The following is an 11,410-nucleotide window of genomic DNA, read 5'->3' as shown; positions in this document are numbered from 1 at the left end:
GAGCTGCACTGTAGAAACCCCGTCAAAAACAAAACAGGCTCAGGAATCTTTCATTTGTGCGGATCAGATCAGGCTGCTGCCTGCGGCGATCTGCCGCGCCCTGATACGGTTTTTATACGTTCAGGTGAATCTGTAACGTGCTGCGCTGTAACGGCATAGTGGCTATCTCCCATAGTTCTGATATTCGTTCAACCTGATGAGGTAGCCGCTGCATGTATCAATACGACGATTACGACCGCGCACTGGTGTTCGAGCGCGTTGCGCAATTTCGCGATCAGGTCGAACGGTTCATGGCGGGAGAATTGAGTGAAGAGGAGTTCCTGCCGCTGCGTCTGCAAAACGGCCTGTACATGCAAAAGCACGCGTACATGCTGCGCGTGGCGATTCCTTACGGGACGCTGAGCGCTGAGCAGATGCGCACGCTGGCGAGCATTGCCAGTGATTACGACCGAGGTTACGGCCACTTCACCACGCGGCAGAACATGCAGTTCAACTGGATCGAACTGGCCCAGGTGCCGGACATCCTCGAGCGTCTGGCGCAAGTGAACATGCATGCAATCCAGACCTCCGGCAACTGCGTGCGCAACATCACCACCGAAGCGTTCGCCGGGGTCGCAGCGGACGAGATGATCGACCCGCGTCCGTTAGCGGAGATCCTGCGCCAGTGGTCGACGATCAACCCGGAATTCCTGTTCTTGCCGCGCAAATTCAAAATCGCCATCTGCTCGGCGAAGCAAGATCGCGCGGCGATCATGATGCACGACATCGGTCTGTATCTTTATCCCGGCCGCGACGGGCAAATGCTGTTGCGAGTGATCGTCGGCGGCGGGTTAGGGCGCACGCCGATCCTTGGTTTGCAGATCCGCGAAGGTTTGCCGTGGCAGCATTTGTTGTCCTACGTCGAGGCGGTGCTGCGCGTCTACAACCGCCACGGGCGGCGCGACAACAAATACAAGGCGAGGATCAAGATTCTGGTCAAGGCGCTGGGCATCGAGGCGTTCGCCAAAGAAGTCGAAGAGGAATGGCAACACCTCAAGGACGGCCCGGCGCAGTTGACCGACGCCGAGTATCAACGGGTCGCCAGCGCTTTTGTGCCGCCGACCTATCGCACGCTGGCCGACACCGATCTGGACTTCGGCACGCGACTGGCCGAAAGCCCGGCTTTTGCCCGCTGGGTTGCGCGTAACGTGAAGCCGCACAAAGTGGCCGGTTACACCAGCGTCGTGCTGTCGACAAAACCGGGTCTGGCGGCACCGCCAGGAGACGTCACCGGGTTGCAAATGCTCGCGGTGGCGCAGTGGTCGGAACGTTTCGGTTTTGGCGAGATTCGCATCGCCCATGAGCAGAACATCGTCCTGCCGGATGTGCCGAAAGCGGATTTGTACGCCCTGTGGCAACTGGCGTGTGAGCAAAGTCTAGGCAGTGCCAACGTGGGCCTGCTGACCGACATCATCGCCTGCCCGGGCGGTGATTTCTGCGCGCTGGCCAACGCCAAGTCGATCCCGATTGCCCAGGCGATTCAGTCGCGTTTCGATAACCTCGATTACCTGCACGACCTGGGCGATATCAGCTTGAACATTTCCGGCTGCATCAACGCTTGCGGCCATCACCACATCGGCAATATCGGCATCCTCGGCGTTGATAAGAACGGCAGCGAGTGGTACCAGATCACCCTCGGTGGCGCCCAGGGCAAGAACAGCGCGTTGGGCAAAGTCATCGGCCCGTCGTTCAGTGCCGCCGAGGTGCCGCAAGTGATCGAACGGATTATCGGCACGTTTGTGCGCTATCGCGAAAGCGAGGAGTTGTTCGTCGATACGTTGGCGCGTATCGGGCTGGAGCCGTTCAAGGAGCGTGTGTATCCGAAGGCGCTGGAGGTGTCGGCATGAACAATCTGTTACGACTTGAGCAGGGAGTGGCGCGGATTGAGCTGAATGATCCGTGGAGGCTGGTGCGCGAGCCTTCGACACCAAGGCCCGCAGGGTTGTTGATTCTGCCGCTGGCCCATTGGCTGGAGTCACCGTCCACCCACGCGGTGTGGCTGGGGCCGGACGATGACGTCGAAAGCCTGGTCCCGTGGCTGGCGTCGCTGCCGCTAATCGCGTTGGACTTCCCAAGCTTTCGCGACGGCCGCGCCTACAGTCAGGCGTATCTGCTGCGCAGTCGTTTCGGCTGGGCAGGGGAGTTGCGCGCAATTGGCGATGTGCTGCGTGATCAACTCAGCCATATGCGCCAATGCGGGTTCGACAGTTTTGCCGTGCGCGAAGACAAATCGGCTGAAGATGCGCTCAAAGGGCTGGCGGGGATGAGCGTGTTGTATGGCCGTTCGGTGATTGAGCCGCGGCCGTTATTCCGCCGCCGCTAACCCTTTGCCGGTACAGGGGAAACCCTTAGAGCGCTGACGTTTCGGGCTTTTTTTCTTGGGTCGATGGTGGCCTTTTGGTAGAGTCGCCGTCGCCAGCGGGTTTTCGGCTGGCCGATGGGACCGAAGAAGGGAGTCTGTTCAGTGAGTCCGGGCAAGAAAATCCTGAGCCTCACCGCGTCGCTTTTGATGCTGACGCTGTGGGCCAGTTACTTTTATGTATTCAAGGAAAACCGCGACGGCCAACTCGGCGGTGCCGGTGAAAGTACCGCGTGGTGCGGCACACCGCCGACCAACGAGGCGGCGTTGCTGGGCAAGGACCAACTGACCTTGCGCGTCACCAACAACCTGCGCGGCGAATTCATGCTCAGCGGTTCTGTGGTGGTGTCCGAACGCACGTTCAACCGTTACGACCTGGGCCGCAACGAACTGCGCCTGCGTCTGGAACCGTTGCAGTGGTCCTACGGCGTCACGCCGATCTTCCTGGAGCAGGTCAAGGTTCAGCCACTGAGCCGCAATCTCTCGTCCTCCAACAAAAGTGCCTACGCTGAACTTGAGCCTCGCCCGATCGGCGTTCAGGGTCAGGTCACCGAGTTCCCGTTCGATACCTACCGTTACGGCTATAAACCGGTGCTCTATTACCTCAAGGGGAGCGAACGCATTGACTTGCGTTTCAAGAACATCACCACGCTGATGGCGATGTCCAACACCTTCACACCGATCCAGAAGTACAACCGCGTCGATTACATCAACGAGAAAAACTCGATGATCCGCGACGAAGACTACAAGGCCTACGGCCCGCATGAATGCGCGTTCAGCGTCGAACGCAAAGGCTCGTTCAAGGTCGTGGTGCTGTTGATGCTGCTGGTGCTGTGCCTGCCGTTGATGCTGGTGTTCTATCGCGATGAGCCGGGGATCGACTTCCTTGCCACGCTAGCAGGCATTGCGGTGGTGCGGGTGCTGCTGATCGGACCGGTGCAAGACTTTCAGCTGTACAACATCGACTTCCTGTTTGGCGCCGCGATTTTGTTGGTAGGTACGGTGTCGCTGATCAAGGCGATGCGCGCCAACAGTCGGCGTGAGATGGCGTTGAGAAGTGGCGAGACGTCGTCCTGGTGAAGAGTCGAGGGGGCAAAAGCCCCCTCATTCGGCGGCAGTGCAATTTTCCGGACTTTAGCTATACCTGTAACTTCCCCTGACGCAATACATTCAGGCCTTGTTGAAAGGAGTTACAGCATGAAGCCAGCCGTAATGATGGGCACCTTGTGCATTGCCACCCTCGCAGTGCTCGGGTGCTCCAGCAAAACCGTTGCTCCCGATGAATACTCCGGGTTTCTCAAGGACTACAGCCTGCTCAAAGAGGCCAAGTCACCGTCCGGTGCCGAAGTGATGCGTTGGATCGACCCCAAAGCCGACATCAACAAGTTCACCAGCGTTTACATTGAACCGACCCAGCTCTATCCCCAACCCCAGCCAACCGCCAAGATCCCGCAACAGACGCTCAACGGTATCACCCGCTATTACGATCAGGCACTCAAACGCGAAATCGGCAAGTCCTTGCCATTGGCCACCGGTCCAGGCCCGGGCGTGATGGTGGTGCGAGCGGCGATCACCGCCGTCAGCAGCAAGACCGAAGGTCTCAAACCTTATGAAGTGATCCCAATTGCGCTGGTAGCTGCGGCTGTCAGTACGGCGAGCGGTATCCGTGATCAGGAAACCACCCTGGCCACCGAAGCGGTGTTCCTGGATGGCGCTAACAACAAAGTGGTTGCTCAGGTGGTACGCAAGGGCACCGGCAAGCCGCTGGCAAACGAATCGCAGGTCATGAAGGCTGATGACGTGAAAAGCGTAATCGATGGCTGGGCGTCGGATCTGAACCAGTCTTATCTCAAGCTCAAATCCAAATAAGCCGACGCTTTCAGGCATTGCCTCAGGCGTGATCCGAGGCAATGCCTAAGGGCTTGGGAGCCGAGTTCTCAAGTACCGACGCCACAGCTGACAAACGCAATCGCGGGCAAAAGAGCCGCCGCCAATAGCCATGCATGCCTTCTCATTTTCTTCGCCATGAATTCACGACTCTCTGATGAACATTGTCGATGCCGGCACGCCTGTGCCGCTAATGAGTAATCCTGCTTTACCAAGCGTTCAGGACACCTGCGATTGAAGCTAGCAGGTAATCGCGGCCAGGCCAGCGGCAGGCGGGTGAGACTGTGGATATTTACACCCTGTCAGGTTTGACAGTTGTCGGAATGGAGATATGGGTTTTTGATGGTTGGGTGCCGCGCAAAATTATCGGCTTGCGCGTAAATGAAAGAAGGAAGGCAAATATGGCTACGGGAACGGTGAAGTTTTTTAACGAGGCGAAGGGTTTTGGCTATATCACGTCGGATGAGGACGGGAATGATCTTTTTGTGCATTTCTCTGAGCTTCAACGTACAGATATAGAATTGCTTCGAGATGGTCAAAGAGTTTCGTTTGATGTAACGGTAGACAAATCAGGCAAACAAGCTAAAAACATACATCTCATCTGAACCGCAACGATCTTGATATCTGCCGCAGGCTGCGATTTTTTGATCTTGGTCTTTAGAAGCAAGATCAAAAGATCGCAGCCTCGTTTCACTCGACAGCTCCTAAAGTTAATCGAGCGCGAGGTGGGCAGGGGCGGTCAGGGCTTCTTCGCCTGTTCGCGAATGCGCTCTTCCTGCTCGCGCAGTTGCGGGGTGAATTCGGCGCCGAAATCCTCGGCGGAGAATATCTGGCGAATCTCGATATCCGAGTCGGTGCCCGGCATCGGGTTGGGGCAACGCTTGACCCATTCGATGGCTTCTGCTGTCGACTTCACGTCCCAGATCCAGTAGCCGGCCACCAGCTCTTTGGTTTCGATGAAAGGGCCGTCAATGACCGTGCGTTTATCACCCGAGAATTGCACCCGAACACCTTTGCTGCTCGGGTGCAGGCCATCGGCCGCTACCAGGATGCCGGCTTTGGCCAGTGCTTCGTTGAAATTGCCCATGGCGCTAAGCAGTTCTTCGCTGGGCATGATGCCGGCCTCGGAATCGGCGCTGGCTTTTACGAGGATCATGAATCGCATAGTGGTGACTCCGTGGAGTGTGGGGGATTCACTGCTTAGTCGAACGGGAACGCCGCGAATCGACACGCGGGATAAATAACGATGCAGCAACCGCCAGTGTAGGAGTTGCCGAGTTACTGGTTCTGGATATCTAACAACCAGTCCGGCGTCCCGCTCAATCCGCTGGGCAAGGTTTCAAAGGGCGCGCTCAATGCAACCCTGCCGCTTTGCAGGCATCGACGAAGTTGACACCTTTTTTGTCCATGGCGTGTTTGACCTGTGCATTGGCCTTTTGCAGGGCTGGGCTGGGTTTGGCCCATTGTTCCGGGGGCAGGGGTTGCGACCAGGCTTGCACGTTTTCCGGCAGGGTCGGGCGGCCCTTGCGGTGCGCCCATTCGGCGATCAGGTAGGGCATTTTCCAGAAGGTCAGGATGCGGCGCACGTACCACCAGCGCAGGGGCCATGAGGTGCGTTTGCCGTAACCGTAACGGTGACGTTGTTCGGCGGTCAGGTGCTCGGCGCCATCGTCAAGCGAACCCGTGAAGCGCGCACCTTTACGTTCAATCTCGAACGTGTGCAGGCCTTCATAAGGCTTGAGTTCGTCTTCGGTTGGAGTCAGTCCCAACAGAACGAGCATGGGATTGGGGGCATCCACCAATTCGCCTTCTTCCATGTAATTGCGAATGGACGTCCACATACCCAGTGCATGCACATCGCTGGGTTGGGCCGACAGGATAAATTGCACGGTGTCGTGCTCTTCGTCTTCCAGCCCCATGCCGAAGGTGTAATCGCGCATGGCGCCGTAACTGGTGACGCCCTGACTGCGAGCGACCCAGGCCACCACGCTTTCCCACGGCACGATAAGTACGCGATGGGTGGTGTCGTCGATGTAGCAGACTTCGCGGCGTTGGCGGTTGAAGCGCACGGGGTAACTTTTGGCGAGGGTGCGGACGTTGGAGAGCATGCCGTAGATGAAGGCGCCGATGGGGAGGATTCCCCCCCAAGAAATCAGAATCATAAAATTTAGGAACTCGAGTAGTTCCTGCAATGGGGTTTTGAAGTTTTCTGGATAGAAGAGCACTCCATAAATGATGAAAAGGGTGGGCGCAATAAAGGTTATGAATACGACGAGCCAAATTCCAAATGCGAGTATCTTCCCCTGCTCGACCATCCCTCGGTTACTTCCTCCCAACTCCAGATAAACCTCATTCATCGCCGAAAAGTTACGCCGAGACACCTGCGCCTGGCCGGTATAAACCGGCAGCGGCGCCAGAAACAGCGTTTCGTTCAAGCCCCTGACCCGCAGTTCACCGGCACTAGGCCGCTGGCTTCGAATGTCCGGTGCCGAGTCTTTGGCTTCAGGCTTTTTTTTGCGCTTGAACAGTTTGCTAAACATCGACAGTCGCCATTTCGTCGCGGGTGAACAACCAGTACGGGGCCTTGCTCAATCCAGTGGGCAAAGCTTCCACAGGGTCGAGTGTAAATCGGCCTTGGGCCGGCAACCGTACACCACGTTCCGTGGAAATGCGCAGATCGCGCAGGACAAAACAGGTGCGATGGATCAAATCGCGTTCGGCTTCCAATTGGTAGCCAATGTTCAGGGCCAGGGCGAAATCCGATGTTTGCAGGACATCGGGGATCGGCAGGTGCAAGGTCAGAGCCTCGTCTTCCTGGCTGACGACTACGGCCACCGCGGCCCATGCGGCGCTGCACTCCTGCCAGCGCCGGGGTGGCAACTGGCTGTTGTAGGGGCCGGGGAACGGTACCGCGCGAGTTTGCTGATAGGCCAGCAGTTGCAGTCGGCGGCTGTCCATTTCCCGTGTGCGGACGCCGGGTAATCTGAGTTGCAAATAGGTGCGCTTACTCTCGCGGATCAGCTCGCAGGTCGGTTGTTGCACCACGGTAGCCAATGCACTCCAGTCCTCTGACAGGCTGCGCTGCTGGTTGGCGGTGCCCCAAGCGCTGGCCTGCAGCCACTTTTGCAAGGCGTCCAGATTGAAGTAGTTGTAGAAGCCTTCGCCCAGCAGTTGCAGGGCTGTGCCGATCAAGCCTATGAGATTGGCTTGCGCAGCGATGCCCAGCAGCCGGGGACTGGCTTCGGCCCAGGCAATAGCTCGCAATTCGGCGGGTTTTTTCAGAACCTGATTGATGATCGACGTCGTGTGTTTGGCCCCCCAGATGTTTGTGCCTACGAGGGAAGCGTCGCCGGCAATTTGCATAGTAGTGGCAGCCAATGCTTGGTGATTACCTTCGGCCAGCGCTTTGCTCCATTGCTGTGAGTGCTTACCTAAATCGAAAGCAGCGGCCAAGGCCCCTGCTACAAATGCGCCGCTTCCGGCAATGCCCATCCAGCGGCCTAATCGGCTCATAGTGTTGAGTTTTCCAGCGGCGCTCTCCATTTGCTCGATATGCGCTTGAAGGATGGTTACCGACAGGCCTTGTACCGCTGCAAATCCCGCAGCCGACATACCAAAGAATGATTCAGCGAGACCCACTGCATCAACTAAAGAACGATCATCCTTTTTCAGAATCGAGCTCAACGCTTCCAAAAACTTCTGCCCCTGATAAACAAACAGCAATAACGCAATCCCGTCACCCTTGGATTTCAGCGCAGTCACAATAGGTTTGCCAAACGTCCCCGTCGCGCGGAAATCACGCACGGTTCTGTGCATCTCCTCTCGCAACGCCGGGGCCATGCCATCGATCACCGTGCCGATTTGTCCCGGCCCGCTTGAGCCGACGGTCAGGGCGCGGCTCAGATTATCCTCCAGCGGTACCAACGCAGCCCTGAGCTGATTGATGCGCTGGTTATGCACCTGCTCGCTACCGGATGGGGCCAAGCCATGGATCTGCCGCGACAACTCGCGGTGACGCAATTTGTAGCTGTCCTTGAGTCGGCGGCGCAGGTCGAGCGCGGTATCGCGGGCTTTGTTGAAGGCCTGGAATTCGGACGCCGACGCGGCCCGCAGGGTCAGGCCACTGCGGGAGAATTCGCGCAGCAGTTGCAGGCGAGTTGAGACGCCGAGGCCACGGATGAAGCTGTTGGGATCGATTGGTTGTTGGCGTTTGAATTCTGTATGCGCTCGATCCAACTGATCCGCTGCGATCAACTGATGCGCTGGCATGTACGCCCCCATCCAACAAACTCTGCAGCCCACTAAACCGCGTATTCAAATCCGCAAAGTTCGGCAACCGCTCATTCATCAAGCTTCTGAACTGATTGGTCAGCACGTCCACCGCATCAAGGCTTTCCTGCGCCGCCGCGACCTTGATCGAGAAGCTGCTCAGGTCCATGAGTTTTTTGCTCACGTCCATCTGATCGGCCAGGGTCAGGGTCTCGAGCCCCGGTACGACGGTGAGCAGGTTGCTTTCCAGGTAGGTGGCCAGTTTTTCCGTGGCCTCGCGGTTCCAGCACAGGGCGGCCACGCAAAGGAATTCGGTTTCCAGCCGATGGCGGATCTGCTCGTCGTTGCGCAAGTCGTAGTACCAAGCCGCTCGGTGAAAATGACCACCCACGATCATGTTCAGGCGATCTTCGCGAATGGCCTGCAAGCGCTTTTGCCAATGGCTCAGCAGCGTCTGCTGCCGGCTGACGAATGCTTGCATGTCGCTGCGGTTGATCAGGTGATCGATGCCGCGTTGGCCGATCTCTTTTCCGTGCAGCGCCTCCCAGGTTTGCAAGTGAAGTGCCGTGATCGTGCCTTGGTGTTTTTGCCAAAGCACTTCACCCAATGCGTCCTGCAAATTGACGGCGGCGCGTGCGTAAGGATTGCTCAGCGCCGCTTTTCGCCAATGAGCCTCGTCGCCAAAGATTGACGGTCCGGCGTTGTCACGTTTCGCCCGCAAGTAGTCGTCAACGGCCGCTTGTTGCTCGGCGCTGGTCTCGTCCTTCAGGGCTTTGACGGCGGGTTCGGTGTTGGCCAGTGCATCAAGGCGTGCCGGGGTCACTTCGTACAACGACTGAATATAGGCGCCGGTCAGGTACTGGCGCTGGGCGGCATCATCGCGGCTCCATTGATCGAGCCAGTGCGCGACTTTCAGTTGGGCGCTGGCCAGATCGCGCATCACGCCGAAGTCGTCGCGCAAGACCAGAAACAGGTAATCGTTCTGATAGGCCCCCAGCACTTGGCTGGTGAGGGTTTCAATCGACGTGTTCTTGAATAGCGGCGTGTCTTCCCAGGCGTAAGACTGGCGCTCTTGCGGGTTGGCGCCCTCGGGCAGATCGATTGGCGCGGATTTTTCGGCGACCTCTGCCAGCCAGGCATTGGTCTGACGCTGGCTCAACAAGTGCGCACCGCCCTTGTCCGGACAGGCGCTCGCCGGTTCGATGCGTTGCATCAGACGTTCACGCTCTGTCGCGTCCTTGAGCACTTGCGAACATTTGTAGGCCGTCCACTGGATTTCCGAATAGCCAGCGAACAGCGTGTGCTGCCGGGTGAAGATCAGTTGCGGCTCTCCGACCGATGCTGTGCGCGTGTCGCTGGCCACTTCCTGGCCTTTCCAGACCAGTTTGCTGATCTGGCCTTGCTCAATGCGGTATTCGTGCAAGTAACCGGTGCCGTTATCGATGATGTACAGGTAGCCGTCACGCAACAGTCGAATGCCCAGCGGTTGGCTGCTCAGGCTCAGCGGCATGCTCAGTTCAGAAGAAGGATCAAGCTGTTCGACCAGGCCATAGCGCAGCGGTAACAGTTGCACTTTTTCGCTCATCAAGTGACACATTCCCAGAGGGGAACGGGTGTCCTGGGCGCTCTTGGCCATGGCGGCAATATTGGCGTCGGCTGTCATGGCAAGTCGCTCGGTGAATGGGTGGTGCGCTCATGCGCCAATTGGGCGGCGCGCCGCACGCGGCTCAAGGGAGATTGTTGGGAGGACGCTGTCAGCAGTTGTGCAATGTCCGGGTGGGCGCTCAGTGGTTGTTCGCCCAGATAGCCGAAAACGTTGGCGTAGAGGGTGATTTCCTGTTCCGAGGTGAAGCCTTGTTGATAGGCCTGCTGTGCTGTTTTCTCGGCAAATCGAAGGCGTTCCCAGGCTGAACAGGCCGCCATGAATCCGGGGAAATATCGCTGCAAGTGATTGTTGAGGCTGAGCACCGACTGATGAAACTGCGCCTCTCCCAGAGCGGTGAGTTCCTGTTCGGTCAACTGATAGATATCGGTGGTGTCGGGCGCAGCAGCGTCCGCACGTTGATGTTGTTGCCAGACGGCGTGTAGCCCATCGGGCAGGCACAGGTGCTGAACCGGGCCGAACCAGCGCGCGCTATTGGCTTGCTGCGCAAGGTTCAGCAATGGATGCATGACGGCTGGATCGGCGATGCGCAGCATGACCTCAATCGAACTCGGGTGCTTGACGGTGAGCAGGCGACGCCAGTGTTTGCAGAGCGTTGGCGCATCGGCCTTGCTGAACAGCAAGAAGCCCCATTCCTGCGTGGCGTTTTCCTGAAAGTACGTGAGCAGCGGATCGTCTGCGCCTTTGAGTGTGATCAGGTACGGCGAAATATCCGCCAGCTCCTGCCAGCGTGTGCCTTGGTAGAGGCAGTAAGCCGGATTGTCCCAGCGGCGCAGGCATTGCGGCAGGTTGGGGACACTTACACCATCCAGCAGCAAATAGGCCTGCACGGACCATGGCAAGTCATCGGGTAAGGACGGTAATTCAAGCATCGGCTTCTCCACGCTGCTGTTTGGCGGCTTCGCAAACAGCGCAGATCGGCCTCTTGGCCATCAGGGTCAGACGCTGCGTTTGAATTAATACGGGGGCTTGAAGGGCGATCTCGGCTGATGGGATAGCAGATAACGCCGTCACTCCAACCACTGGCGCGCCGCCCTCGACGATAGCGACGCTGCTGAAGATCCCACCCGAATTGATGACGATGTGATGACCGCCAGCACTCAGCGTCAGGCTTGTCCCGGCATCAATCACCACTTGGCTCGCGGTAACCCGCGCATGCGGCCCGGCCTGAATCACCAGCGTTCCATCCGCCG

The 11,410-nt window shown here is 57.9% G+C and carries 10 protein-coding genes and 1 pseudogene; 5 read left to right on the top strand and 6 right to left on the bottom strand.

Annotated features, from left to right (window positions below; genetic code table 11):
* The first annotated feature begins 212 nt into the window (after positions 1-212).
* From AACY50_RS22445 to AACY50_RS22425, 5 genes are all read left to right on the top strand, one after another.
* Complete coding sequence (locus AACY50_RS22445) at positions 213-1,886, top strand: nitrite/sulfite reductase (RefSeq protein WP_339539193.1); 1,674 nt, start codon at positions 213-215, stop codon at positions 1,884-1,886.
* Positions 1,883-2,362, top strand: coding sequence for a DUF934 domain-containing protein (locus tag AACY50_RS22440; RefSeq protein WP_221732530.1), 480 nt, complete (start codon positions 1,883-1,885; stop codon positions 2,360-2,362). The genes AACY50_RS22445 and AACY50_RS22440 overlap by 4 nt, the downstream gene beginning before the upstream one ends.
* 141 nt (positions 2,363-2,503) lie before the next feature.
* Entirely contained in the window at positions 2,504-3,478 is a 975-nt protein-coding gene (locus tag AACY50_RS22435; RefSeq protein WP_221732529.1) for a hypothetical protein, read from the top strand.
* 117 nt (positions 3,479-3,595) lie between these two features.
* A complete protein-coding gene (locus tag AACY50_RS22430) occupies positions 3,596-4,267 on the top strand; it encodes a DUF3313 domain-containing protein (RefSeq protein WP_339466755.1) in 672 nt (223 codons plus the stop codon).
* Positions 4,268-4,569: 302 nt separating this feature from the next.
* Positions 4,570-4,890: a cold-shock protein gene (locus AACY50_RS22425; RefSeq protein ID WP_339539192.1), complete on the top strand. Its 321-nt coding sequence runs from the start codon at positions 4,570-4,572 to the stop codon at positions 4,888-4,890.
* A 134-nt stretch (positions 4,891-5,024) separates the two neighbouring features.
* Here the strand turns inward: AACY50_RS22425 and AACY50_RS22420 are convergent, their stop codons facing one another.
* The 6 genes and pseudogenes from AACY50_RS22420 to AACY50_RS22395 form a co-directional block, all read right to left on the bottom strand.
* Positions 5,025-5,450, bottom strand: a complete 426-nt coding sequence (locus AACY50_RS22420) for a YciI family protein (protein WP_339539191.1) — start codon at positions 5,448-5,450, stop codon at positions 5,025-5,027.
* Positions 5,451-5,637: 187 nt separating this feature from the next.
* Positions 5,638-6,447, bottom strand: coding sequence for a DUF6708 domain-containing protein (locus tag AACY50_RS22415; RefSeq protein WP_339539190.1), 810 nt, complete (start codon positions 6,445-6,447; stop codon positions 5,638-5,640).
* A 370-nt stretch (positions 6,448-6,817) separates the two neighbouring features.
* Positions 6,818-8,269 (bottom strand): hypothetical protein, encoded by a 1,452-nt coding sequence (locus AACY50_RS22410; RefSeq protein WP_339539189.1) that lies wholly within the window; start codon positions 8,267-8,269, stop codon positions 6,818-6,820.
* On the bottom strand, positions 8,253-10,217 hold the full coding sequence (locus tag AACY50_RS22405; protein WP_339539188.1) for a toxin VasX: 1,965 nt from the start codon (positions 10,215-10,217) through the stop codon (positions 8,253-8,255). Before AACY50_RS22405 ends, AACY50_RS22410 begins: the two co-directional genes overlap by 17 nt.
* Positions 10,214-11,089 carry a DUF4123 domain-containing protein gene (locus tag AACY50_RS22400; protein WP_339495930.1) on the bottom strand — a complete coding sequence of 292 codons (876 nt, stop codon included), beginning with the start codon at positions 11,087-11,089 and terminating at the stop codon, positions 10,214-10,216. The genes AACY50_RS22405 and AACY50_RS22400 overlap by 4 nt, the downstream gene beginning before the upstream one ends.
* Positions 11,082-11,410, bottom strand: a pseudogene (locus AACY50_RS22395) (type VI secretion system tip protein VgrG); the annotation flags it as partial. The pseudogene AACY50_RS22395 and the gene AACY50_RS22400, both read right to left, overlap by 8 nt.

It is taken from the genome of Pseudomonas sp. RA_15y_Pfl2_54, from assembly GCF_963971015.1.
Lineage (GTDB): Bacteria > Pseudomonadota > Gammaproteobacteria > Pseudomonadales > Pseudomonadaceae > Aquipseudomonas > Aquipseudomonas baetica_A.
This window is presented reverse-complemented; position numbering and strand designations above follow the sequence as displayed.